A 23,168-nucleotide genomic window follows, 5' to 3' on the forward strand; every position below is an offset into this window, starting at 1 on the left:
GCCTTCTCGGCGAGAAAGTCCGTGACCTCCGAGTAGGAAAGGACGAGCGTGCCCGCAGCATGGCCCCGTGTCAACTCACCAGTTTCGGCCATCAGGTAGTTCCGCAATTTGACCTGCTTGCCGTTTGCCATGTTCTTGCGGTCTACCTCAATGGCCTCTTCGTCGTCCTCGTCATCGGCGTATTCGATGTCGAGCGGCGTGAAGGGCCACTCCGCGATGTATCTCACGCGATGGTTGGGAAACATACGCTCGTATTGCTGGAGTTCCTGACTGGCGTAGGCGTCGAGGATGACGATGGGCGGCGTGTCCCCTGGGATGACACGCAGCACGTCACCTCGGAACCGCATCTGAACCACGTTGCCCTGCCTGTTCCTTATCCAGGTTAGGCCGAAGCGGGCACTGGTCTTCTCCGGGCTCAGAAGGTCCTCTTCAAAGAGTCGGTAAAAGTCGCCGGGCACAGCGGACCTGGCATCAGTGATGGCATTCTCGATGGCCTCTCCGAAGAGGGAGAATCCTGGGCTCACGCCAATCAGTTCATCAGACAACGCCGTCCAGAAGGAACGAGCGGTCAGACTGAACAGAACCGTCTTCCAGCGGCCATTCACGACCTGCTCGGCAACATCGTCGAACTCACCGCCCTGGGCACGGCGCATGAGTCTGAGCAAGGCCAGCTCGATGTTGCTCGCCGTGCCCGCTGCCTCACGAACTTCAAGGAATTCAGGGGTGACTGGACTGGCGGTGGTGTTTGGGCCTTTGAGGGTGTAGATAAGCGACCCGACGGGGTCTTCGTCCACGACGATGAGCCCCACATCTTCGAGCAGCTTCTTGAACCGGGGGTCGGACGGGTTGCTGAGAACGAGCGGCAGGTGCGCCTGGCTGATGACCGTCACGACGCTGCTCCGCGCCCCGTCGAACTGCTCGTGGTAGTTGATGTTCTTCTCTTCGCAGTAGTCCCACCCGTGGAGGACCGTCACGACCTCCCAGGGCTTCTCGAAGAGGTCTCTGGCGAAGAGGTTGAGCTTTGGGTCAAGCAGGCGGTGTAAGCGCCCCTTGGCCTCCTGCCCCAGCGACTTTTCATCCTTGGTGCCGTGCGTAGCCCACAGAAGCCGGGTGCGGGGCAGAAGGCGGCTGTTGCGGTCGAGGATAATGTCCTGCACCGTCTGGTACATGGCCCCACTCTTCTTGGAGCCCGGCGGGGCCACGATGACGAGCACGTCTCCCCGCTGAGCGCCTTCAAGGTGACGGCGAAGCTCCTCCGGCTTGACCTCCACTGGTGGAGCAGCTATCAACGCGCTTCCTTCATGCTGCGACGGTTTTCGTAGCACCTGCTGGTCATCCCCCCCAAATGGGGGTAGATGGAGATACAAATAACATTGGTCTTCTGCCTAAGCTTCCGAGACTCAAAGAGGAAGGTCGGAGCCCAAAAGAAATCTCTCTGCGTATGGCGGGAAAGGCATCGGACTGGTAGCTCTTGAGAAAGCGACGTGGTGAGGGTCATGCCTATGGGGAGATACCCTCTGTGCCCGGCTTCGCGCTATTTGTTTCTCAACAATTGGCCCATGAGCAATCGGCGCGTGAGCGCCCGACGCCGTAAGGCGGCGCTACCTGGACGCGACTTCGGCCCAGTCCGGCCAAACCGTCTTGCAACTCCGGGGCGGGGGTTGGGGCCGGGCCCTACAACCCGTCGGACGGCAGTGTTGGCGGGCAACCTGAACAGGGGGAGGGGAGCCTTCTCCAAGACACGCTTACAACCGTACTGCTGCCGCTTCGCGGCGGGAAGAAGGGGTCGAACTCCGAGGTTGGATGCAGCCGTGCGGCGAGGGTTCCAGCGTTGCAGCCATAAGACAGGCCGAATGGAGCACGCCGGTCCTCCTACAGGTCGTAATCCGCGCCATGCAAAGCCAGCCAGGACTTCCGTTCGGCGTAGTCCGGCAACAGCACCTCCAGCCGCTCCCAGAATGCGGCCTTGTGATGGTGGTGCTCTAGATGAATCAGTTCGTGGACCAGCACGTACTCGGCCATCCGTCGGGGCAACAGGGCTACGCGCCAGTGCAGGGCCACGTCATGGCGGGCGCCGCAGGACCCCCAGCGGTGGCCGAGGTCAGTGACGCGGAGGCTGGTGGGGTCCACACGTAGTCTCGGCCTCAGCCGAATGAGCTGCTCTTCGGCCCAGGCTAGCAGGTGCGTGGTGTACCAGCCAATGAACAGCTCCCGGCCTTGGGCGACGTGAGCACGGCTGAGCCGGAACCGTCCGGCCCCAAGTCGGAGAGCTTCCCCTTCGGCCTCGCCTTGACTCACCAGCAGTCGGTAGGACCGTCCGGCATACCAGAAGCCCTCGCCGGTCACGAACTCCCGCGTCCGGGTGGGGCGGTGCAGTCGGTTCTTCTCCGCCAGCTTGCCGTACAGCCAGTCCCGACGAGAGGCCGCCAGTTCCGCGACCTGGCCCTGGTCCACGCCGAGGGGGGCCAGGATAACCAGCCCGCCGTCCCGTTCGACCCCAATGGAGAGCGTCTTGCGGCGGGCGCTTTCCCGGACGGTGAACGTCAGGTCAGTAAGGGTCAGGCACCACTCTGGAGGGGGGAGGCGGTCGGCGCGGTCTTCCCGGCTTCGGTCCAGCTCGCGTGCAGTCGCCGCGCCAGGTTCATCAGCTCGTCGGCGGTCTTCTCGCACGCCTCGAACCCTACCAAGTCCTGCATATCCAGGTGACGGACCAGCCAGCCGCGTGCCTGCTTCTGCTGGACAGCGTTGCGCCAGAAGTCCGGGATAGCCGTTCGTTTTCGAAGCTCCTGAACGATGGTCGTGGTGCCCTCAATGAGCCGCTGGCGCTGGTCGCCCGCCAGGTCCTCCCCCTTTCCCGGCTGTGCGTCGAGCAGCAGGCTGAACAGAGGTGCCTCGGTCTGGGGGTCGAGCCCGGTACTGTCGGCGGGGCGACCCGCCTGCAACTCCTGATAGAACGCGAACAGGGCCTCCACCAGCGCCTCCCAGTGTTCTTTATGCTGCCGGAGCAGTTCTTCCAGCTTCTCGCTGAGCTTGCGGTAATAAACCGGGTCCTCTTCGAGGTGCAGGTTGATGAAGTGCCGGGCGGCGTGCTCCATCGCGGCGGCCTGGGTGCGCTTGGACGTGTACCCGCTCACCTGCTGCCCGAAGTTGGGGTCGAGCACCTCGATGCGGGGCACCTTCACCTGAACGCCGCTCGCGTCCACGTACTGCGCGATGAGCGCCCTGACCTTCTCACCCGCGCCCAGCACCTCGTCCTCGGTGTCGTCCTGGTAGACCTGCCGGGCGGTGTCGCGGATGCTGCCCAGCAGGGCGGCGTCCTTCACGAACCGCAGGGCTTCCGGCCTCGGCAGCACTGTGTCCAGGGCACTCAGGAAGGCCCTCAGCTTCACCTTGAACTCGGCCCGCAGCTTGGCGTCGGCCAGATGGTTCACGCAGTCCTCGCGGGCCTCCAGGCTCAGACCGGCCTCGGTGAAGATGCGCGTGACCTCGTGGTGGGCCGCTTCCAGCAGGGGCAGCGTGTCCTTGATGGAGGTCATCGCGCCCGCCACGTCCGTCTGGGTGTAGTCGGAGAGAGCCTGGGCGAGGTGGTGCCCCACCCCGTAGTAGTCCACGACGAGGCCGTGCCGTTTGCCGGGGTACGTCCGGTTCACGCGGGCTATGGCCTGGAGTAGTTCGTGATTCTTGATGTTCCGGTCGAGGTACAGAGCCTGCTCGACCGGGGCGTCGAAGCCGGTGAGCAACATGCTCTTCACGATGAGGATGCCCAGGGGGTGCCCGGCGTTCTTGAACTGCCCCTCGTCGCCGATGCGGAGTTCCTGCCTGGCCGGGTCCGTCCACTCCTCCCACTCTGGGGGGTCGGTCGGGCCTGCGGAGATGACCGGAGCGAACTCCAGGGCACGCAGCCGCTCCCGGTGGGGGTGGGCCAGCACCAGGGCGCGGGTGCGTTCGTCCAGCCGGGCGAGCTTTTCCGGGGACAGGCCCAGGAACATGGGGTTTAGGGTCTCCAGCTCCTCGACCAGTTCCGCCTGTGCCTTGCCGAATGCCCGGTGGTACTCCACGGCGGCGCGGCGGCTGTGTGCCACGACCTGCGCCTTGAAGCCGTTCGGCAGCACCTGAGAGGCGTAGTGCAGCAGCATGTCCCTGGCCTTGAGGGCGATGAGCCTCGGCGCTTCGAGGAGTTCGCCCATCGTGCCGTACTTCTGCTGGAGCTTCTGGCGGGCCTCGTCGCTCAGCTCGTCGAAGAAGGTGTCGAACAGGCCGTCCAGGCTCTGCCCGTCCTTCAGGAAGGCGTTCACCGTCCGGCCTTCATAGAGGATGGGCACCGTCGCCCGGTCCTCCTGACTTTGCAGGATGGTGTAGGTGTCAATCATCGGGCCGAAGATTTCGTGCGTCTTCTTCGCCTGACCCTTGATGATGGGCGTGCCGGTGAAGCCGATGAGCGCCGCGTTCGGCAGGGCGGCCCGCAGGTAGGCGTGCTGCGCGTTGGTGTGCGAGCGGTGCGCCTCGTCCACCAGCACGAGGATGTTCGGGCTGTCGTTGAGGACCGCCTGCTGCGGGTCGCGGTGTTCGTCTAATGGGGCCTCCCCGGTCTGGCCGCGCATCTTCTGCACCATGCCGAACACGAAGCCTGCGCCGGGTTGTGCGAGGGCCGCGTTGAGCTGCCGCACGCCCTTCGCCACCGTGAAGGGTTCGCCCGCCGCCCTCGCCGTGCCCGCCAGTTGCCGCTCCAGGTCGCGGCGGTCAGTCACGACGACAATCTTGAAGGAGCGCAGCTCCGGCACCGTGCGGATGGCCCGCACCAGGAACATCATGGTCAGGCTCTTGCCCGACCCCTGGGTGTGCCAGATGACGCCGCCGCGCCCGTCCAGCTCGGCACCGAGCAGACGGGTCTCGCCCGCCTGGAGCCTTGACAGGGCCTTCCGCACCGCCCGGTACTGCTGATACCTCGCCACCCGCTTGCTCCTGGGGTCCGTCAGCGTGAAGTTCTCCAGCAGGTCGAGCAGGGTCCTGGGGTGGAGCACGCCCGCCGCCAGCACCTGCTGGGGATGAAGCTGCGGCTTGCCGAGCCCGGCCTGCACCTCCTCGCGGGTGAAGGGGTAGGTGTCCTTCCAGGTCAGGAAGTCCTCAGCCCTTGCTCCCACGGTGCCTAGGACGGCCCGGTAGAAGCTCGTCCCGACCAGGAGTTGCACCGTATGGAAGAACCGCTCCACCCCTTCGGCCTGGGCGCTGCCCCGAAGGTTCTGGTAGCCCAGCAGGTCGCTGACCGCGTGCTCCATCGGGCTGGTCACGTTCGGCGCCTTGCACTCCACGACCACGAGCGGGATGCCGTTCACGAACAGCACCACGTCGGGGATGATGTACCCCTTCCCGGCCACGTACCCAGGCGGGTCCACCCGGAACTGGTTGATGGCGAGGAGGTCGTTGTTCTCGGGCTGGCGGAAATCCACGAAGCGCAGGGTGTGGCCCTTCCCGTCCGGCCCGGTGACCTGCACGCCGTCGAGCAGCAGGCCCGTCAGGTGCGCGTTGACGGGCAGCAGGCCCAGGATGCCGGTCGGCAGGCGGGTGAGCTGGGACATCGCCTCGGAGACGTGCGAATCGTCCAGCCACGGGTACAGCGGGGCGTTGATGCGCCGCACGGCCTCGCGCAGTCGGCCCTCCAGCAGGGTCTGCTTGAAGCTCTCGCGCTCGGTGAGGTCCGGGACGTGGATGTCCCCCATCAGATGCTCCCAGCCCATCCGGGTGAGCTGCTCGATGAGCGGGAACTCGACTTCGTGGTACTCCGGGCCGTGACTCACGGGGACTCCTCTGGGTGCAGGGGGTGCTGGCGGCAGCATACGGGCTGCGACACGGGAATGGGCACGAAAATGTGGCCCCATTCCGTGGAAGTGGGGCTGCGTCAGGGTCAGCAGGCGCGAAGCCGGTCGAGTTCGTCCTTCAGGTTGTCGTTGAGGACCGAATACTTCCTCCAGTTGGCTTGGTCCCCCCGCTCGAAGCAGAACCGTCCGGAGACGATGCTGGGGTGACGACCTGTCCGGGCAGCGAATGCCTGCATGTGCTCCGGCTGGAACTGCCCAGCAGCCATGAATGCTGCCCAGGCGTCCGGAGGAATGAGGTGGTCACGGGCGTAGGCATCAGCTTCACGTTCCTGGGGTGAGTCCCGGTCCTGCCCGCTGCCGAACTCATCGAGCAACACGCCCTCATGACCCAGCCGGATATGGGCCAGCTCGTGCAGGAGGTTGAACCAGAAGCGGTCCAGATGGGGGTAGCCGTCACTCAGGGCCACCACAGGATGGCCGTTCATCCAGAAGGCTGCGCCGTTCACCCCGCTCCTGGGCATCTTCTGGGAGAGCACGAACAGGATGCCCGCCTGGGCCAGCAGGTCGGGAATCCGGCGCACGCCCTTCCGGTCCACGGTCAGGGTCACCAGGGTCCGCACCACAGCGTCCAGAGCTTCCGGGCTGTAGGGCGGTAGCTTCGCCGCGCGTCGCCGCGCCTCATGCTCGACGCACTTGAGCCAGGCGAGCTGGGCGTTGTTGTCGGGCGTCCAGTGCCCGTTCTGGCGGAAGTTCGCCGCCATCTGAATCGGCTCGTCGAGGTGGCCGATGCCGAGGAACGACAGGACGGCCCCCTTGAGTTCCTCTGTGTTCCTGGTCCGGGGCAGGACACCGCGCTTCTGCAATTCGGCCACGGGCACAAGTTCGTGCAGGCGCATCTTGACCGGCAACTCCGGGTCCGGGGTACGGCGCTGGCGGGCCTTGAACAAGTCGTACTGGGTCTGGAGGTTCGTCCAGAACTCCGGGGTGGTGCCCAGTGCCTCCGCCAGAAGGAGGGCCATCTCCGGGGTCACGCTCTTCTTGGCGTTGATGATTTCGCTGACAGCCTGCGGCGGACGGCCAAGAATCTCAGCGAACTCCTTCTGGGTCAGGCCACGCGCTTCCAGTTCGTCCTTCAGCATCTCGCCGGGCGTGGGCACGTATGCGGGGAGGGGGCGGGTCATGGTGGGTGCCTCCAGTGCGGGGTGGGGCCCTCATGGGGTGTTCAGCGTGCGGGCTAGTGGTAGTCCTCAATGTCCACGATGAGCAGCCACGTCCCGTCCTCGGCCTTCCGGCGTTCGACGATAAGCCGCCACTGCTTGTTCAGGCGCAGCGAGTTCTGGTGGGCACGTTTGCCCTTCAGGGCCTCGTAGTTCAGGGACCGGAGGGCCCGCAGGTCCCGCTCATCCGTTGCGGCCTCGATGGCAGTCATGGCCTTGGATAAGCCCCGAACGACCTCTGGACCGAACGCACTCGCGTGCCGTGACGACTCGCCCTGCTCGTAGATGTCCTTGACGACGGCTGAACCGAACTCGAACTTCACTGCACCCCCGAATTCACCCCAGGGGTGAACATAGTGTACCAGTATGGAACACTTCGCAACTGTAGTTCTCGGCAGTCCCCCTTGTAGGTGGGTTAAGCCTCGGCCCCCTGCTCTTCCTCCAGGGGCGGTGCCTCCTCCGAGAAGAAAGCTTCCTCCACCTCGTAGACCTCCACCCGGCGCGGCGTCACCCCCACCTCATGCTCGATGAGGAGGTCTATCAGCGTCTCGCCGTCAATCAGGGTGATGGGCGCGGCCCCCACATGCACGGCCACCTCCTTGGCCCCGGCCGCGAACGTGCCCAGGGTGATGACGGTGCCCCGAATCGCACCGTGCAGCGGCAGGACCCCGCGAAGCTGGTCAATCACCGTGCGACCCGTGGTTCCGGGCACCCGCTTGACCTGCACCACTTCCTTCACCGTCATGATGCCGAACTTGGCGGTCGCCACCACGTCGATGCCCTTGTCGCCGCTCTGCTTGGTGACCACGGCGTCCTCGTAGCCCATCTCGGCGAGCAGTTCCCGGATGAGGTGTTCGAAGCGGTACGGGTGCATCCCGCCGAGGAGTTCCCGCAGCCGCGCCCGCTGCCCCGCCCGGTACTCCCGCGCCGCCTCGTCCAGCCTGTAGCGCCCGCTGACCTCCTGCGGCCCCACCTGCCCCAGGTAGGCCCGGCCAGCATCCATCAGGGCGTACTTCCGGCTTCCCACCCGCTCCACCAGGCCACGGTCCACCAGATTCATCAGCCGGTCGTACAGCAGGCCCGACAGGGTGCCCTCCGAGCGGCTGTCCCCGCCCAGGGCCTCCACCCACCCCGGCAGCAGCTCCTTGCGGCTGGCCGCCTCGAAGCCCGACAGGGCCGCCAGCACCTGCGGGATGCCCTCGCCCTCGTCCACCACGCGAAGCAGGTCGGGGTCGCCCCGCACAAACGCTTCCCCGGCCTCGGTGAGCGCGTACATCCCGCCCACGGTCTTCAGCAGTGCGTGGTTCCGGGCCAGGTGCATCGGCCCGCCGGGGTAACGGGGGTTCACCACTCCCTTCGTGCCCTGCCAGATGTGCAGGGCCAGTTCCCGCGACTCGCCCTTGAGGCGTTCCCCAATCCACTCGTCGGGCCTGGACCAGTCCACCGGATTGGCCGCCGTGCCCATCTGGGCGCCGATGGCCTGGTCAAGCGTCTTCATGGCCTGTACGGACACGCCGGGCAGGACGGAGTACAGGGCCGCCGCATAGGGGTAGGTGGGGAACCAGGGAGTGCGGGCCTTGTGGGTGGGCATTGTCTTCAGATGTAGCACATGGTCAGCGGCAACCGGAGCAAAAGTCCTCGGCTGCTCGGCTCAGACCCTGCACAAGTACGCCCTTAGCATGGTAAAAGGAGGGCTGTTGTATTCGAACTTCGTCTGTTCGTAGAGGAGGGCACCAAGAGTTTTGTTGCTGGTGTCGGTGACAGTGTAATACTGCCGCACACTGTATTCGGTTTCTTGCCAAGGTACGTAGTGCAGTTTGTAACCCTGCGCTGTCATGTTGCTGACAAACGCACTTTTGGAGTGGCTGCCGGACTCATCGATTCCAGAAAGCATGTTCATCGTCTTGCAAGTGACGTTGTTGGCCTCCTTGATGCGTTGACTCGCCTCCTGGGCCTCCTTCTCGTAATGCTCCATCGGCTCTGCTTCCAGCTTCATGGTTTCAAGCTCGCCGAGGTCGGCAATGTTGAAGACCAGCCTGTCACGTTCAAGACGAAGGCCACCCTGACTGCCTCCGCAGCCGGACAGAAGGGCGAGGGTTGCTACGAGTCCCAGGGCGGGGAAAATACGATATTTCACTATGTTGTTCCTCCTGCAAGGTGTTCAGATTCAGCGTGAATTCGTCCCGACGGCCAGAGGACCGTTGGTATGGAGGGAGTCGGTAGGGTGGTTGTTTTAGACTTCGGCTGTTGCCACCGCCACCCGCACCTGCCCGGTAAGCAGGTCCTCCATCAGCCCCTGCTTCAGGGCCTGGAGCTTGGCGATTTGAGCTTGCTCTAAATCTACCTGGCGGTCAAAACTTTCGACATACTCAACCACGCGCTTTTGCTCTGTCAACGGTGGAAGCTGGATGGGGTACTTTCTTAGTTCGGTAAGTGTCACGGTTCTCTGGGCATTTCCCAGAGCTACGGCATCGGCGTATCTCTTAATGTGTGGGCTTTCGAGCCATATAGACAGGAAGTGGGAGTCAACTCTTTTGACTTCAGGCTGTATATAAGCTATGTGTCGCTGAAAGGAGAAGTCAATTTCTTTGGAAATTCGGGCGGCGTGACCGTATGAGCCTACGACTGTGTAAAGGATTCCATCTCGTGTGGGTTGCCTTCCTCTTGATACAACCCTGTATTCTGAAGGAGCTATAAACCCTGATTTTTCCCACAGAATACGACCGTTTCGAACGTTCGAAACGTACAGGAAGGGGATTCCAAAATCCACGGTTTTGACTGCTTGATGTGTGCCATCTGTTATTAAAGTCGCGACTTCTGCTAAGCGGGCTGCTTCCCACCCTCTCGGCACCCGCCCCAGGTCCGTCTCCTTGAACTGTTCCGGGTTCCGTTCCGGGTCGCGGAGCCTCCCGTTCTCGTCCAGCCCCCGCGTCAGCAGGTCGTGCAGGAGGCCCTGGCGGGTGGCCTGAAGCTTCTCGATGACGCGCTGCGTGCCCTCGATGGTGCGGTCGAGGGTATCGAGAATGGCCGCGATGCGGCGCTGTTCGGGAAGGGGGGGCCTCGGCACTTCGAGAATGTCCCCCAAGTCTTTCGGAACATGGGGAACACCTGTACCTGTACGCCTCGATTGGATGAACTCAAACCGTGACTTCAGAAAGTGGGCGAGGTAGCGGGACTCCCAACCTGGATTGGGCCTGAGCCGCGCCACTGTTGAGCTGATGACCCCTTCAAGGTTCGTCGCCACCAGACCGGACCGTTCTCCATCCCAGAGCATCAGTACATCGTTGGGTTTAGCAGCTACGCCGTTCTTCGAGGTAGTCCATGATGAGGCCACTCCTTCAAAAGCCGCAGCTCCGATGTAAGGGATGGAGGCACTGCTCACGTCAGACGAGTTGGCAACAATTCGGCCTTTGGCAATAGAGACAACTTGTTTCAGTTTCTCGTGCGGCCACTCACCCGACATAACCCAACTCCCGCAAAAACCCGTCCAACTGCGCCGCTGCCTCATCCCTTTCGCGCTCCAGCTCGCGCAGGCTGACGTGGTACTTGTCGTGCCAGTTCTCCAGCGCGGCCACAATTTGGTTCCGGTGCGCGGTGACGGCGCGGTTCAGGGCCGTCTCCAGGTTCTCGCGCATGAAAGTCAGGGCGACGTGCTGCCGCTCGGCGTCGGTCATGCGGTCGGCGGTGGCCGCCAAACTGCTGAGGGCCTGCGCGAGCGTCTGCTTGTGGGCCTTCCTGGCGTCGGTCAGCTTCTTCTTGACCAGCCGGGCAACGGCAGCATTCTGGGCGGCCTCGAAGGGGTCGCGTTCTTCGGCCTCGTCGCCTTCCTCGCCGCCCTCACCCTCCAGTTCGGCCAGCTCGGCTTCGAGTTCGGCCCGCTTCTCCTCCAGCGCCCCAAGCGCCTGCATGGACCTGGGGGCCAGGGCGTGCAGCAGACGGTCCCGGTCAATGCCGCCCGTGGTGCTGGTGTCGCTGTCGTCGCCCGTGGCGTTCTGTATCCAGCCGTTCAGCAACTCCCGCCACCCGCTCGCCGCCAGCGTCTTGAGGTTGTACTTGTTGGCGTCCCACCACGACGCGATGACCCCGGCGACCTGAAAGGGGGTGAGGAGAGGTGTGGTCATGTTGCCTATACCTTCGGCTGGCCGCATCGCCTGCTGAAAGCTGCTCAGCAGTTCGGCCCGCAGCCGCTGCAACGCTCTCGTTTCGGGCAGGGCGATGATGTGGCGGTGATGCTCGTCCCACCAGCGGACGAACTGGGTTTGAAGCTGCCTCTCGGTGTCCTGAACGCCGCTGTTCCCCTCGACGATGGCCCGCAGCCTCCGGCGCTCGCTGGCCTGCTCGCTGAAGTGCAGATAGGGGGCACCCTCCGCGTCCTGCTGGAAGACCGTCCCCACCACGTCAAAGCCGTGCGAGGCGAACAGTTCCCGCTGCGCCTCCACCTCGGCGCGGGGCACGCCGCCCTGAAGGTGGGCGCGAACGTCGTGCGGCTCCGGGGCGGGCGTGTTGTCGGCGTAGCGCCGGATGTTCAGGTTGTAGTCGTTCTCGGCCAGCTCCTCCACGGTCACGACGCGGGCGTAGCCGGGCACGTCCCGGAACGCCTCGTAGGTGCTGGCAATCTTCTCGATGTGCTCGGCCCGCAGGTAGTTCTGGGCGCGGCCCGCATGGTACTCGGCGTCGGCGTTGATGAACAGCACCTTGCCCTGCCGCTCCTTCGGCTTGTCCCCCTGGTGCCGCAGAATGAGGATGGCGGCGGGGATGCCCGTCCCGTAGAACAGGTTGGCGGGCAGGCCGATGACGGCCTCCAGCACGTCGTCCTTCAGCAGGCCCTTGCGAATGGCCTTCTCCTCGCCGCCCCGGAACAGGACGCCGTGGGGCATCACGGTGGCGACCACGCCGCCCTTGCGGGTCACGGCCAGCATGTGTTGGAGGAACATCAGGTCGGCCTTCTTGCCCGTCTCCGGGGTCATGCCGTACCGGAAGCGGCCCGGCACCTCCAGGTCCTTCGCGCTGAAGTTGAGGCTGAAGGGCGGGTTGGCAATCACGCGGTCGAAGCGCATCAGGCCACCCGTCTCGTCCCTGTGCAGGGGGCGGGCGAGGGTGTCATCGTTGCGCAGGTCGGCGTCGTGAATGCCGTGCATGATGAGGTTCATCTTCGCCATCGCCCACGAGCCGCCGTTGGCGTCCTGGCCGAAGAGGGCCACTGTGTCCGGGTCGCCGCCATGCTCCTCGACGTACTGGCGGCTCTGAATGAGCATCCCGCCCGACCCGACGGTGGGGTCGTACACGCGCATGCCCGGCTGGGGGTGGATGAGCCGGACCATCAGGCGCACCACGTCACGCGGGGTATAAAACTCGCCGCCTTTCTTGCCCGCGCTGTCGGCGAACTCCTTGACCAGGTACTCGTAGGCCGCCCCCAGCAGGTCGGGGAACTCGAAGTCCTCGTCCCGCAAGGGCACCCTGCCGAAGTGCTCGATAAGTTCGCGCAGCTTGGAGTCGGGAACGCGGGTCTGCCCGACCTTGCGGTTGAAATCGATGTGGCTGACCACGCCCTCCAGGGCGGCGAAGTTCGCCTCCTCCAGCGCACCGAGCGCCTTGTTCAGGCCATCGCCGACATCCTTGTGCAGGTGGTCCCGGAGGTACGCCCAGCGAGCTTTTTCCGGCACGAAGAAGACCTGCTGCTCCTCATAGTAGGAGGGGTTGTCGGCGCGTTGGGCGGCCTGCTCTGGCGTGCGGCCTGCCGCAAGCTGGTCCTTCAAGATACGAGCCCGCTGGGCGTCGAACACGTCGGAGGCCCGCTTCAGGAACAGCATCCCGAAGATGTACTCCTTGAACTCCGAGGCGTCCATCTTGCCCCGCAGGATGTCGGCGGCGGCGAAGAGGTGCCGTTCCAGTTGTTTCAGGGTGAGCTTGGGCATGGAATCCTTCCCAGGATAGGGGACGCGGAGAAGGCCAGGACGACGGGTTGCGCCCTGGCCTTCTCTGTGGGGCGGAGCTTCAGCAGCGCACCGTGTTTCTCGTGCCCTGCCCAGTCAGGGTCACCGTTCGACACGGCACGCCGTTCCTGGACATGGTCGCCTTTACCTCCGTCGCGGTGACCAGCTCGACCGTGAAGTAGAAGTTCCTGGAGCTGACCTGGCTGAAGGTCGCGGGAAGCTGAATGCCGGTACGTGGAGCGGTGGATGGCTTTCCGGGCATGTAGACCCCTTCGGCCTCGCACATGGATTCGGACTCGTAGCCCTGCTCGACGTAGCACACGCCGACACCACCCGTGCCAGTCAGGGCAAGGTCGTACTTCGCCGGGGCGCCATTCTGGTTGCAGGAGGCGAGGAGCAGCATCAGGGCGGTGAGAATGGGGGCAATCTTGTTCATGGAATACCTCTTTCGTTGGGCTGAACAGTTCAGCCTGGGTTTGGGCATGGCGCGAAGGGGGGCCAGAAAAATGGGCAACCAGACGCGGCTGCCCTTTCGGCCTTCGTGTTGCGTTCAGATGTTCGCGGCGGAAGCTCCCGTCGTCGTGGTCCCAACTTGGCCCTCGAACATGATGTCGCGCTTCTTGGCCTCGTACTCCATCTGGGAAAGGATGCCAGCACGGCGCATGTCTTCCAGCGCGGCCAGCTTCTTCTCCCGCTCGGCGTCGAGTTCCAGTTGCAGCCGCTTCTGGGCGTATTCGGCCTCCGAGATGACTCCCTGGGTCCGGGCGTTCTCCAGCGCCACGAGCCGCGTCGCCGCGTTGCTGGGGGCAGGAGCGGCGGAGGTCGGGCTGGTAACGCCCGGCACGGCGTCGGGGGCCACACCGCCTCCGTCCCAGAGCTGGGTGCCCTTGCGCTTGAGCAGGTAGAGGTCATAGTTGGCGACCATACCGGTAGCTATCCAGGTGAGTGGGACGGCGACGCCCCCAGTGGCGACAGCTAGAATGAGCGTGGCGACGGCGTAAATAATGGCCTTGACCCACAGACCCCGGTACAGATACCAGAAAAAGCCCAGAGCGAAGGCCGCCCAGTTCCAGGTGGCTATCCATCGGCCTCCGGCATCATCGAACCGGCGGAAGGTGTCGTCGTAACTCGCTGGCAGGCTCATAGGTACTCCCTTTGTCCGGCGGGAAGGCGGGTCAACGCTGACCAGGACGAGTGATTTATGGTCACCGCTCTCCCGTCTGAATCTGGATGAACCGTAGCAGGCTCGGTGCCGGGGAGGAGGCGCAAATCCTGCACGTCCCCCCCAATACCCCCAACGCTCAGTTCCCCGACCACTCCTTCGGCCTGGACAGCACGGCCAGCTCCGGGTACTCGGCTTCGAGCAGGGCGCGGCGGGTTCGGTGGTCGCAGTACAGCTTCTCCGGGTGGGCCTGCTCAGGCCCCGCCCAGTCCTCATGCAAGAGGAAAGGCCGAAGGAAGTACCATGACGGGGATGAGCACCAAGCGCCACACACCGACCGGTTCCTCCCAGAAGGCCCAGGAGAAACCCGCGCCGGACGTGCGTGCTGTGGCGCTGAAGGTGCTGGAGAAACGTTGGGCAGTGTTTGCGGGACTTGCCAAGCGGTAACACGGCCAGCCCAGCCGTCCCGGTCAGTTGCCCCGCCATCCAGCGGGCCGCGACAGAACGGCCAGGAGGGGGTGCTCCTCCTCCATCCGCATTCGCCTCCGCTGATGCTGGGCGAAGAGCCGGGTCAGGTGGGTCATCTCTGGGCTGTTCAGGTCGTCGTCACTGTCCGGGACCATCAGCACACTCAGGGCATTCAGGTTGGTCAGGACTTGCAGGTACGCCTCGGCCACAGGAGTGGGGACGTCGCTTTCGGCGAGGCGAGCTCGGACTTGTTCAACAAAGGTGAAGTACATGGGTTCCTCCAAAAGGAAAAGCCCCCGGCTGCTGCGGGCAGTCCGGGGGTTAAGAGGGCAGGTGAATGATGCGGGCGCCTGAGCTTGAGGGTGAAGCCTTCAAGAGGTAGACGGTGCCGCGCTACGGACGGGTTGGGCTGCTCATGCTCCTTGAACTCCTGTCCTCCCTATGAGGCACCACTGGCCTGGGCCAAGGCTTGACAAGTTCCGGGGTAGAGCGTAAAGTTTCCCTCCGGTGCTCGCAGGCACCCAGGGCAGGACAAGCTGGTGTTCCACGAGACTTGACCCTGAACCCGTTCTGAAATAAGCTGTCCTGGACGGGGAAAAATGGAATAGGAATGCGCCCGTAGCTCAGCTGGATAGAGCGTCTGACTACGGATCAGAAGGCCAGGAGTTCGAATCTCTTCGGGCGCGCCAAAAAGACCCCCTCTGAGAGGGGGTTTTCCTGTTTTTGGCCCCGTTCAAAACAACGCGTTGTTGGAACTGACGCCGGATTTGACACCGGGTGGATCGGCAACGCCCGTCCTGTTACGGCCGCCTCACGGGAGAAACTGTGGCCCCTCCGGGTGGGTTTCTCCCAGGTAGAGGGAGTCACCCCGGAACGTGCCTTGCTGGGGAGATGAACAAGTGTTTATGTCCTTTTCACCTCCTCCTGGGCATGGCACAATGCGCGGCCTTGCGTCGGGCTGTCCCCGCTGCACGCCCACGCCATGACTGACCTCCCCTCCCTGCCCCCTGCCCGCATCCGGCGGACGATGCGCCTCTCCACGCTGGAAGGCTCCATCACGCAGCTCTTCATCAACTGGACGACCGGCTCCGTCCTGACCGGGTACCTGCTGCACCTCGGCGCCGGCCCGAAAGAACTCGCCCTGGTGGCCTCCGTGCCCATGCTCGCCCAGGTCGTCAGCCCCTTCGCCGCGCTCCTCGCCGCCCGGTTCGGCTCGCGCAAGGGGCTCAGCGCCCTGTTCGCCGCCCTCGGCCGCGGGCTGTGGATTCTCGCCGCCCTCTTGCCGCTGCTGGGCCTTCCCTACGCCTGGGCCACGCCCGTTCTCGTCGCGCTGGTCGCGGTGTCTGCCGTCTTCCAGGCCGCTTGCGGGAGCCTGTGGAGCGCCTTCATGGGCGACGTGGTCCCCGACCGGGAGCGGGGGCGCTACTTCGGGCTGCGCACCGGAGTGGCCGGGGTGGTCGGCATGCTGGGTAACCTCGCGGCGGCCGTGGTCCTCGACCGCCTCGCCGCCCCCCTGAACTTTCAGGTCGTGCTCGGCGTGGGCGTGCTGTGCGCGCTGATCGGCGCGGTCCTGGTCCTCCTGCACGACGAGCCCCCCATGCAGCGGCAGCGTGTGGAACTGCGGGCGACCTTCACCGCCCCCTGGCGGGACCGCAACTTTCGCAGGTTCCTCGCCTTCTCGACCCACTGGCACTTCTCGGTCATGCTGGCGGGTCCCTTCGTGTTCGCGTACTTCCTCGGGCAACTGCACCTGTCCTTCACGCAGATCGCGGTCTGGTCGGCTATTGCCTCCTCCTGCGCGCTGGTCACGAGCTGGTGGTGGGGCCGGGTCGCCGACCACGTTGGGAACAAACCGGTGCTGCGCTTCGGGACCATCCTGGCGGGGGTCGGCCTGCCCGGGAGCTGGATTCTGGCCGGGCTGAGCGGAAGGGTCGAGTTCATCTGGCTCAGCGCCGTGCTGGATGCCGTCGCCTGGGGGGCCATTGGCCCGGCCCTGTTCAACCTGGCGCTGGGCAGCGCTCCCAGGGAGGGCCGCACCGCCTTCTTCGCCATGTTCAGCCTGGTGAGCGGCCTGGCGGGCTGCGTGGGCGGGTTGATCGCGGGTCCGCTCCTGGGCGGGTTCCTGGCGCACCCGCTGACCACGTCCCTGTTCACCTGGACCGGGTACCACACGTTGTTCGCCCTGTCGGGTGTGGCGCGCGCGAACAGCTGGCTGCTGCTGCGCCGGGTGGGGGAGCCGGGGGAGGCGCGGCTGCGTGAGGGCGTACGGGCCGTTCGGGTGCGTGGCCGCGCCCCAGTCAACGCTGGCGACTGAACGGCCCAGGGGTACCGAAGAAGGACGAGAACGCCCGCCCCCGGAAAAAGAGGTCGGGCGTTCTCGTTGTGGCCCTGGTGTTACCCCCTTCGGAAGCAGGCCTCTTCCTGCCGCACGATCCACGTCCAGGCCGTGCGGGTCAGCGCCTCGCGTTCCTCCACGGCCTGATGGCTGGGTCGCGCCGCCAGGGTCACCAGCTCCTCGAAGCGGCGTTGCACTTCCGGGTGCTGGGGGCGTCCTTGTCGGGCCACCACAGCTCCATCTCGTCTGGCAGGGTCAGGGCCTCGCTCCCGGAGAGGACGTGGTCGACCGGCCGCTGGTAGCCGTCCAGGCCGAACGTGACGGGCACCCAGCCGCAGCCGATGCGCAGTTCGAGGATCGTGCCGCAGTACACCGGGCGGCCATTCAGGTGGTAGCGGCGTCCCCCGCCGTCATATCCCCATTCCAGAAGGCTCATCGGTAATTCTCCTTCGAATGGGGTCTCCTGGTGACGGACGGCTCAGGGTTCCATCAGCGGCACGACCGCCTGCGTGGCCTGCTGAAGCTTCCCCGCCTCCAGCAGCGCCAGGGGGGAGCGGGTGCTCCCCGCCAGCGGCTGCCGCAGCCACGCCCACCCGTTCTAACAGCAGCAGGCAGGCCAGCGGCTTGAGCGCCTCCTGCCAGGCCTCGTCGTCCGGCCGGGCCGTCACCCCGACCCGGTCCAGCCCGGCCAGCGTGGCGACCTGTTCCACCGGCAACCCCATGACTTCCGCGATTCGGGCCGCGTGCGAGTGGCCGTGCAGGCTGCGGATCAGGCCCGCCATGACCGAGGGCTTCTCGCGGGCTTCCCCCTCCCGCGACAGGCGGGCAGGCCCGGTGACGAGTTCGGTCACGCTGATGGCGGCTGCGGCGTGCACGTCGGCGTACAGGTAGGTGTACAGGTCGGAGGTCATCTGAATGCTGGAGTGCCCCATGCGCCGCTTGAGCAGTGCCGTGGACACCCCCGCCCGCGCGGCGAGGGCGGCGTAGGTGTGCCGCAGGTCGTGCACCCGGATGCGGCGGACCCCCGCGGCCCCCGCCAGCTTCTCCAGGGCGTCGCTGATGCGCCGCTCCGGCAGGTAGGTGCCGACCTGGCTGGGGAACACCAGGTTCTGATCCGTCCAGCGCGGGGCGTTCTCCCGCTCCAGGCGTTGCCGCTCACGGTGCGCCCGCAGCACCTGGACGCTGTCCGGTGAGAGGTGCAGCACCCGGCGGCTCGCCCCGGTCTTCTATGACCTGCTGCTCGCGTTCGGCTACACCGACGAGCAGGCCCGGGAGGGGTTGGCCCGCCGCGCCGGGGTGGCGGGCGGGCCTTCCCGTGGTGTCCTTCCCCCACGCAAGCCCGCCCCACGGCGGCGCCTCGACGAGGCCCTGGCGGTGACCCGCGCTTTTCGCGGACTGGACGAGGCCGAGACGGGGCGTCTGGAAGCTCGAACGGCCCTGCTGCACACCGGGGAGCTGGGGACGGCTGAGCTCCGCGCGCGGCCTCGCCGGGGGCCGGGCTGAGCGTGTTCACGCTCGCGCCCGGCACCCTCGTCCTGATGACCGCCCGCGCCGGCCAGGGGATCGGCGCGGCGCTGCTGCCGCCCGCCTCGCTCGCGCTGATCACCGCCAGCTCTCCTGACCTGGCCACCCGGCGCCGGGCGCTGGGCTGCTGGGGCGCCGCCGCAGGGGTCGCGTTCGCCGGGGGACCCCTGCTGGGCGGGCTGCTCACCAGCGGGCTGGGGTGACGCAGCATCCTCCTGCTCAACGTCTCCGCCGGGCTGCTGGCCGTCGAGCAACTTGTGTAGTTCGGGGCGGTCCCAGCGGCCACCGCTGGCGGTCTCCTGGGAAATCCGTGCTGGAGACAGCCGCCTACCACCTGGCCCTGGCCCTGGAGCGGGCCGGGCAGATGCGGGACCTCAAGGCGCGGCGCCTCGCGCTGGAGGACCGGGCGCAGGTGACGCACGCCTCGCAGCAAGCTCAGGCCGCGTTTGGCGAGGCCACGCTGCGCGATCTGCGGCGGGAGGTCGCGCGCATGGAAGCGGCGGAGACGAGCGGACGAGCCCAGACCCTGCTGCACCGCCTGGACGACCTGCCGGCGTACACCGAACTCGCCCGGCGCCCGCTGCGACAGCGGCTGGTGAGCCTGATGACCCTCACGTTGGAGGTGCGGGAGGAGCTGGAAGGTGAGGGCCACGCCCAGTGGCACCTGGGGGAGTTGCCGGCGGTGCGGGGGGACCGGGAGCTGCTGCGCCCGGTGCTGCATGAACTGCTGCACAACGCGGTCAAGTTCTCCCGGGACCGGGGCTCCCCCACAGATCGACGTGTGGAGTGAGCCTCACCCGGAAGGGCGGTGTACGTGCGCGACAACGGCGTGAGCTTTGATCCCCGGTTCGCGGCGGACCTGTTCGAACCCCAGGGGCACGCGGGGGGGCCGCTGGAGCGGGGGATGGGCCTGACAGGCAGTCGTGAAGCGGATCGTCGAGCGGCAGGGCGGGCGAGTGTGGGCCGAGGGAACGCCCGGGGAGGGCGCCACCTTCGCCTTCACCCTGCCCTAAAGTGAGCGCGGAGGAGTCAGGACATGGCAGACCGGGCGCTGGAGGAACCGCAGGTCACCGAAGCCGCGCAGGGGGCGGCGCTGGAAGTCTTCGTGCGCTTCACGGAGCGGACCAACACCGTGCATCACCCCCAGGTGCTGATCGAAACCGCTGCCGACCTGCTGCACGAGACGATTCCCTCGGCGACCATCGCCTTCCACCCGGCAGAGCGTGACCACTGGAGCGTCCTGGCCCGGCGAGGGGCGATCCCCCCCGGAGGTTCGGGCCGTCCAGGATCGCGGCCTGCCCCTGGATGAGCCGCAACTCCTGCGCCCCTTTCAGCAGGGCTGCCCCCTCTTCTTCGAGTGGGACCCAGGGGTCGCGATGATCCCCGAAGCCGCGTCGTATCAGGTGGTGGCGTATTACCCCTACTGGCGTGAGGGGGTACCCTTCGGCTTTTTCGGGATGGGCAGCCTGGCTGGCCCAGCGTGGAGCGCCCGTGAGCGGACGGTGTTCCTGGCCCTCGGGCGCGCGCTGCAACTCGCGCTGGAACGGGCCTGGCACGCCGAGGAGCGGGAGACCCGGATTCAGGAGTTGGAACGGCAGGTACACACCGGGCGCGTCTTTGCCGAACTGACCCAGGACCTCACCTTCAACGACCCGGCGGCCCTGACCCGCGAAGCCGAGCATCTGCTGTTCCGATTGCTGCCCGGCGCCTCCGTGCAGTACTGGATCCAGCAGGACGGGGAAGGTCGCGTCGCGGCTGGGGCTGCCCCCGAGCGAACCCGCCTGGGAGCGCCTGCCGCAGGTGGAGGCTGACCTGGCGGGACAGCTCGTCCTGGGGGAGCTGGGCCACACCGAGCGCCGGGAGGTCCGGGTGAACGGACAGGTGCAGGGCGTGCTGGGGGTGACCCTGCGGGACCGCGGGACGTGGACGCGGCCTGACCTCGCCGTGCTGGAGACGGTGGCGGAGTACCTGGGGCTGGCCCTGGAACGCGCGCAGCAGTCGCGGCGGCGGCTCCACCCCGACGAGGGGCTGGAGGGGCGGCTGCGCGCGGCCCAGGAACGGGAACACGCCGCCCTCACCTCCCAGGAGGAGACGCTGGCCTTCAGTGAGGCGGTCTGGCAGGGCCTGCGCCGCGAACTCACCCGGCTGAGCCGCACCCGCGAGGGCGCGGAGGTGCGGGAACGGCTGGGGCACCTGGGGGCGCGGGTGGACGCCCTGCTGGCCTATACCGAGGTCTCCCGCCGCCCCCTGCACCCAGTGCTGCTCAGCCTGATGACACTGGTGCTGTCGGTCAAGGCGGAGCTGGAACGCGGGGAGACCGGGCGCCGGGTGCGCTGGAAGCTGGGAGAGCTGCCGACGGTGCGGGCCGACCGGGACCTGCTGAGGCTGGTGCTGTTCGAGCTGCTGCAAAATGCCCTGAAGTTCACGCGGGGGCGGGAAGAGGCGTGGATCGAGGTGGGGTCGGAGGCGCGGCCAGAAGGGCTGGCGGTGTTCGTGCGGGACAACGGCGTGGGCTTTGATCCCCGCTTTGCGGAGCTGCTGTTCGGGGTGTTCGAGCGGGGGCAGGAGGACGTGGAGGGCTTGGGGATGGGGCTGGCGGTGGTGAAGTGCGTCGTGAAGCGCCATGGCGGGCGGGTCTGGGCTGAGGGGACACCCGGGGAGGGCGCCACCTTCGGGTTCACCCTCCCAGGACAAGGAGGGTCATCGCCGCGTCGGTAACGCGCCGTTCCAGCGAACAGGTGGTGAGTTCACTTCCCTGGGGAGGGTAGTCCCGCCCCTCCGGGCAGGCGGACGAGGCGTTCAGGGTCATCATCGCCTCACCTGACCGGCGAATCCTCCGGTTCTGCAACACCCACAGCCACCGTGACCGTGGGGGCGATGCCCGCGTTGTTCACCACCACGTCCAGGCGCCCCCGCCAGGCGACCGCCTCCCGGAACAACTCGGTGGCGGCCCCGGGCCGGGATAGGTCGGCCCCGAGGGGGGTGGCCCGCGCCTCCCCGGCACCTCGCCCGTAATGCACGATGACCTGCGCCCCCGCGCCCGCCAGCGTCCGGGCTGTTGCCGCGCCGATCCCGCGCGAGCCGCCCGTCACGAGGATGACTTTTCCAGTTAAGTCGAGCATGTCGCCCATTGTGTGGTCTTGGCCTCCCCGGCGGCCCGGAAGGGGGGAGAGAAGACCGGAACCCGGTCGCCCAGGTCGTGTCCGTCCCTTCCGGGGAGGAGGCGGAAAGTGAGGGGCAAAATCGCAGGGGCTCAGCAGCCTGAAGATGTGGGCCAAGAAAACCTCTGTCCCCTGGGGCCTGAGCCCCTCACTTTCCCACGCAGAAGTTGCGGAAGACGGCGTCCACCACGTCCTCGCTCACGTCGCGCCCGGTCAGCTCGGCCAGCGAGCGCAGCGCCTCCTCCAGCTCGTACCCGGCGAGGTCGTCGGGGAGGGTGCGGGCGGCCCGGACGTGCAGCAGCGCCCGCCGCGCCGCGTCCGCCTGCCGCTCGGTGGTGAGCCACGCCTCGCCCCGCGCCGCGTCCCCGATCAGGGCGGCGTGGATGGCGTCCCGCAACTCGGGGAGGCCCCCCCCGGTGACGGCGCTCACGTCCAGCGCGGCGGGGTCGGTCCAGGCCGGGGGAAGGTCCGCCTTCGTCCGCACCCGGATGACCCGCGCCTCCCCCGGCAACTCGGTCGGCAGGTCCTCGCGGGGCAGGCTGCCGTCCTCCAGCACCAGCACGAGGTCGGCCCGGGCGGCGAGACTGATCGCCTGGCGCACTCCCGCCGCCTCCACCTCGTCGCCCGTCTCGCGCAGGCCCGCCGTGTCCACCAGGGTGACGGGCACCCCGGCCAGCGACAGATTCGCCTCCAGGTAGTCTCGCGTGGTGCCGGGAATGGGCGTGACGATGGACCGCTCGTACCCCAGCAGCGCGTTCAGCAGGCTGCTCTTGCCCGCGTTGGGGCGCCCGATCAGCGCCAGCCGCGCCCCCCGGGTCGCCACTTGTCCGGCCCGCGCGGTGCCCACGAGCGCCTCCAGGTCCGCCTCCGCCGCCCCGAGGGGCACCTCGCGGTCCTCGTCCGGCACGCCCTCCTCCGGGTAGTCGAGCATGGCCTGGAGGGCGGCGAGCGTCCGGGTCACCCGCGCCGAAATCCGCTCCACCCGCTCCCCCAGCGCCCCCGACAGCCCCAGACTCGCCTGCCGCCGCGCCGTGTCCGTCCCCGCGTTCACGAGTTCCAGCACCGCCTCCGCCTGCGCCAGGTCCAGCCGCCCGGCGAGGTAGGCCCGCAGGGTGAACTCCCCGGGCCGGGCCGGACGGGCGCCGAGTTCCAGCACCCGGGACAGCACCCGCGCGAGCACCGCCGGGCTGCCGTGCGTCTGCACCTCGGCCACGTCCTCACCCGTGTAGCTGTGGGGCGCGCGAAAGACCAGGCACAATCCCTCGTCCAGCACCTCGCCGTCCTCGGCCACAAGCTGCCCGAACAGGAACCGCCCGCCGCGCGTGGCACTCGGCCTGCGCCGCCCCCGGAACACGCCGTCGGCGACCCCCAGCGCCCCCGGCCCGCTCACCCGCACGATGCCCACGCCCGCACTTCCCGGAGCGGTGGCGATGGCGGCGATGGTGTCACTGAGGCCGGTGCGGGTCACGGGGGGCAGGGTAGCAGGGGAGGGGGGAGCGGAAGGGGGTCCACTTTCCCTTTGCTAAGTGTGATGGGGCTGTGATCCCCCTGT

General features: G+C 66.8%; 24 protein-coding genes and 1 tRNA gene (1 of these 25 running past the window's edge). 8 read left to right on the forward strand and 17 right to left on the reverse strand.

The genetic code is table 11. The features are described 5' to 3' along the window. The 12 genes from DAERI_RS18095 to DAERI_RS22480 all read right to left on the reverse strand — a co-directional run. A protein-coding gene (locus tag DAERI_RS18095) for a hypothetical protein (RefSeq protein WP_133162071.1) crosses the window boundary here: on the reverse strand, positions 1 to 1,214 show its 5' portion. Its footprint begins 823 nt before the window's first position; the window shows 1,214 of its 2,037 coding nt (coding positions 1-1,214); it begins with the start codon at positions 1,212 to 1,214; the stop codon falls past the left edge of the window. 658 nt (positions 1,215 to 1,872) lie between these two features. Then, on the reverse strand, positions 1,873 to 2,670 hold the full coding sequence (locus DAERI_RS18100) for a M48 family metallopeptidase (protein ID WP_201262787.1): 798 nt from the start codon (positions 2,668 to 2,670) through the stop codon (positions 1,873 to 1,875). Next, positions 2,559 to 5,795: a type I restriction endonuclease subunit R gene (locus DAERI_RS18105; protein ID WP_201262788.1), complete on the reverse strand. Its 3,237-nt coding sequence runs from the start codon at positions 5,793 to 5,795 to the stop codon at positions 2,559 to 2,561. Before DAERI_RS18105 ends, DAERI_RS18100 begins: the two co-directional genes overlap by 112 nt. Before the next feature lie 107 nt (positions 5,796 to 5,902). Continuing rightward, positions 5,903 to 6,997, reverse strand: coding sequence for a HigA family addiction module antitoxin (locus DAERI_RS18110; RefSeq protein WP_103130849.1), 1,095 nt, complete (start codon positions 6,995 to 6,997; stop codon positions 5,903 to 5,905). 53 nt (positions 6,998 to 7,050) lie between these two features. Beyond that, complete coding sequence (locus DAERI_RS18115) at positions 7,051 to 7,356, reverse strand: type II toxin-antitoxin system RelE/ParE family toxin (protein WP_103130850.1); 306 nt, start codon at positions 7,354 to 7,356, stop codon at positions 7,051 to 7,053. Positions 7,357 to 7,448: 92 nt separating this feature from the next. Further along, positions 7,449 to 8,624 (reverse strand): restriction endonuclease, encoded by a 1,176-nt coding sequence (locus DAERI_RS18120; RefSeq protein ID WP_103130851.1) that lies wholly within the window; start codon positions 8,622 to 8,624, stop codon positions 7,449 to 7,451. A 60-nt stretch (positions 8,625 to 8,684) separates the two neighbouring features. Continuing rightward, entirely contained in the window at positions 8,685 to 9,170 is a 486-nt protein-coding gene (locus DAERI_RS18125; protein ID WP_103130852.1) for a hypothetical protein, read from the reverse strand. Positions 9,171 to 9,266: 96 nt separating this feature from the next. Then, positions 9,267 to 10,496 (reverse strand): restriction endonuclease subunit S, encoded by a 1,230-nt coding sequence (locus DAERI_RS18130; protein WP_165794276.1) that lies wholly within the window; start codon positions 10,494 to 10,496, stop codon positions 9,267 to 9,269. Then, positions 10,486 to 12,948 carry a type I restriction-modification system subunit M gene (locus tag DAERI_RS18135; RefSeq protein ID WP_103130854.1) on the reverse strand — a complete coding sequence of 821 codons (2,463 nt, stop codon included), beginning with the start codon at positions 12,946 to 12,948 and terminating at the stop codon, positions 10,486 to 10,488. Before DAERI_RS18135 ends, DAERI_RS18130 begins: the two co-directional genes overlap by 11 nt. Before the next feature lie 79 nt (positions 12,949 to 13,027). Further along, positions 13,028 to 13,402, reverse strand: a complete 375-nt coding sequence (locus DAERI_RS18140; protein ID WP_103130855.1) for a hypothetical protein — start codon at positions 13,400 to 13,402, stop codon at positions 13,028 to 13,030. A 114-nt stretch (positions 13,403 to 13,516) separates the two neighbouring features. After that, positions 13,517 to 14,110 (reverse strand): SHOCT domain-containing protein, encoded by a 594-nt coding sequence (locus tag DAERI_RS22475; RefSeq protein WP_165794277.1) that lies wholly within the window; start codon positions 14,108 to 14,110, stop codon positions 13,517 to 13,519. 157 nt (positions 14,111 to 14,267) lie between these two features. After that, positions 14,268 to 14,408, reverse strand: a complete 141-nt coding sequence (locus DAERI_RS22480) for a hypothetical protein (RefSeq protein WP_165794278.1) — start codon at positions 14,406 to 14,408, stop codon at positions 14,268 to 14,270. Positions 14,409 to 14,440: 32 nt separating this feature from the next. Between DAERI_RS22480 and DAERI_RS23165 the strand changes: the two genes are divergently transcribed. Then, positions 14,441 to 14,575: a hypothetical protein gene (locus tag DAERI_RS23165; protein WP_268806555.1), complete on the forward strand. Its 135-nt coding sequence runs from the start codon at positions 14,441 to 14,443 to the stop codon at positions 14,573 to 14,575. A 23-nt stretch (positions 14,576 to 14,598) separates the two neighbouring features. Here the strand turns inward: DAERI_RS23165 and DAERI_RS18150 are convergent, their stop codons facing one another. Next, positions 14,599 to 14,868, reverse strand: coding sequence for a hypothetical protein (locus DAERI_RS18150; RefSeq protein WP_103130857.1), 270 nt, complete (start codon positions 14,866 to 14,868; stop codon positions 14,599 to 14,601). A 340-nt stretch (positions 14,869 to 15,208) separates the two neighbouring features. Here DAERI_RS18150 and DAERI_RS18155 point away from each other — a divergent pair. Both DAERI_RS18155 and DAERI_RS18160 read left to right on the forward strand, forming a co-directional pair. Then, a tRNA-Arg gene (locus DAERI_RS18155) sits at positions 15,209 to 15,285 on the forward strand. A gap of 293 nt (positions 15,286 to 15,578) precedes the next feature. Then, entirely contained in the window at positions 15,579 to 16,910 is a 1,332-nt protein-coding gene (locus DAERI_RS18160; protein ID WP_103130858.1) for an MFS transporter, read from the forward strand. A 190-nt stretch (positions 16,911 to 17,100) separates the two neighbouring features. Here DAERI_RS18160 and DAERI_RS18165 read toward each other — a convergent pair whose 3' ends face one another. Then, positions 17,101 to 17,367 (reverse strand): hypothetical protein, encoded by a 267-nt coding sequence (locus DAERI_RS18165; protein WP_103130859.1) that lies wholly within the window; start codon positions 17,365 to 17,367, stop codon positions 17,101 to 17,103. Next, complete coding sequence (locus DAERI_RS18170; protein ID WP_103130860.1) at positions 17,342 to 18,136, reverse strand: tyrosine-type recombinase/integrase; 795 nt, start codon at positions 18,134 to 18,136, stop codon at positions 17,342 to 17,344. The genes DAERI_RS18165 and DAERI_RS18170 overlap by 26 nt, the downstream gene beginning before the upstream one ends. 300 nt (positions 18,137 to 18,436) lie before the next feature. On the opposite strand from DAERI_RS18170, the gene DAERI_RS18175 reads away from it, so the two are divergent. The 5 genes from DAERI_RS18175 (at position 18,437) to DAERI_RS18195 (ending at position 21,173) form a co-directional block, all read left to right on the forward strand. Further along, positions 18,437 to 18,658, forward strand: coding sequence for an MFS transporter (locus DAERI_RS18175; RefSeq protein ID WP_103130861.1), 222 nt, complete (start codon positions 18,437 to 18,439; stop codon positions 18,656 to 18,658). 107 nt (positions 18,659 to 18,765) lie between these two features. Then, on the forward strand, positions 18,766 to 19,245 hold the full coding sequence (locus DAERI_RS18180; protein ID WP_103130862.1) for a hypothetical protein: 480 nt from the start codon (positions 18,766 to 18,768) through the stop codon (positions 19,243 to 19,245). 246 nt (positions 19,246 to 19,491) lie between these two features. Further along, on the forward strand, positions 19,492 to 19,764 hold the full coding sequence (locus DAERI_RS18185; RefSeq protein ID WP_103130863.1) for a hypothetical protein: 273 nt from the start codon (positions 19,492 to 19,494) through the stop codon (positions 19,762 to 19,764). Between the two features lie 67 nt (positions 19,765 to 19,831). Then, positions 19,832 to 20,266 (forward strand): hypothetical protein, encoded by a 435-nt coding sequence (locus DAERI_RS18190; protein WP_103130864.1) that lies wholly within the window; start codon positions 19,832 to 19,834, stop codon positions 20,264 to 20,266. Continuing rightward, a complete protein-coding gene (locus DAERI_RS18195) occupies positions 20,256 to 21,173 on the forward strand; it encodes an ATP-binding protein (RefSeq protein WP_103130865.1) in 918 nt (305 codons plus the stop codon). Before DAERI_RS18190 ends, DAERI_RS18195 begins: the two co-directional genes overlap by 11 nt. 98 nt (positions 21,174 to 21,271) lie before the next feature. Here DAERI_RS18195 and DAERI_RS18200 read toward each other — a convergent pair whose 3' ends face one another. Beyond that, the gene (locus tag DAERI_RS18200) at positions 21,272 to 21,577 is read right to left on the reverse strand and encodes an SDR family NAD(P)-dependent oxidoreductase (protein ID WP_305791386.1); all 306 of its coding nucleotides are present in this window, start codon (positions 21,575 to 21,577) and stop codon (positions 21,272 to 21,274) included. A 187-nt stretch (positions 21,578 to 21,764) separates the two neighbouring features. Further along, positions 21,765 to 23,084 (reverse strand): tRNA uridine-5-carboxymethylaminomethyl(34) synthesis GTPase MnmE, encoded by a 1,320-nt coding sequence (mnmE, locus tag DAERI_RS18205; protein ID WP_165794279.1) that lies wholly within the window; start codon positions 23,082 to 23,084, stop codon positions 21,765 to 21,767. Positions 23,085 to 23,168: the final 84 nt, after the last annotated feature.

This window comes from Deinococcus aerius (assembly GCF_002897375.1).
Taxonomy (GTDB): Bacteria; Deinococcota; Deinococci; order Deinococcales; family Deinococcaceae; genus Deinococcus; species Deinococcus aerius.

Bases quoted from the DNA above. Each gene is read 5' to 3' on its own strand.
- DAERI_RS18110 (WP_103130849.1), bottom strand. From the start codon at position 6,997: ATGACCCGCCCCCTCCCCGCATACGTGCCCACGCCCGGCGAGATGCTG.
- DAERI_RS18120 (WP_103130851.1), bottom strand. From the start codon at position 8,624: ATGCCCACCCACAAGGCCCGCACTCCCTGGTTCCCCACCTACCCCTAT.
- DAERI_RS18130 (WP_165794276.1), bottom strand. From the start codon at position 10,496: ATGTCGGGTGAGTGGCCGCACGAGAAACTGAAACAAGTTGTCTCTATT.
- DAERI_RS18135 (WP_103130854.1), bottom strand. From the start codon at position 12,948: ATGCCCAAGCTCACCCTGAAACAACTGGAACGGCACCTCTTCGCCGCC.
- DAERI_RS18140 (WP_103130855.1), bottom strand. From the start codon at position 13,402: ATGAACAAGATTGCCCCCATTCTCACCGCCCTGATGCTGCTCCTCGCC.
- DAERI_RS22475 (WP_165794277.1), bottom strand. From the start codon at position 14,110: ATGAGCCTGCCAGCGAGTTACGACGACACCTTCCGCCGGTTCGATGAT.
- DAERI_RS23165 (WP_268806555.1), top strand. From the start codon at position 14,441: ATGAGCACCAAGCGCCACACACCGACCGGTTCCTCCCAGAAGGCCCAG.
- DAERI_RS18150 (WP_103130857.1), bottom strand. From the start codon at position 14,868: ATGTACTTCACCTTTGTTGAACAAGTCCGAGCTCGCCTCGCCGAAAGC.
- DAERI_RS18160 (WP_103130858.1), top strand. From the start codon at position 15,579: ATGACTGACCTCCCCTCCCTGCCCCCTGCCCGCATCCGGCGGACGATG.
- DAERI_RS18165 (WP_103130859.1), bottom strand. From the start codon at position 17,367: ATGAGCCTTCTGGAATGGGGATATGACGGCGGGGGACGCCGCTACCAC.
- DAERI_RS18185 (WP_103130863.1), top strand. From the start codon at position 19,492: ATGGCAGACCGGGCGCTGGAGGAACCGCAGGTCACCGAAGCCGCGCAG.
- DAERI_RS18190 (WP_103130864.1), top strand. From the start codon at position 19,832: ATGATCCCCGAAGCCGCGTCGTATCAGGTGGTGGCGTATTACCCCTAC.
- DAERI_RS18200 (WP_305791386.1), bottom strand. From the start codon at position 21,577: ATGCTCGACTTAACTGGAAAAGTCATCCTCGTGACGGGCGGCTCGCGC.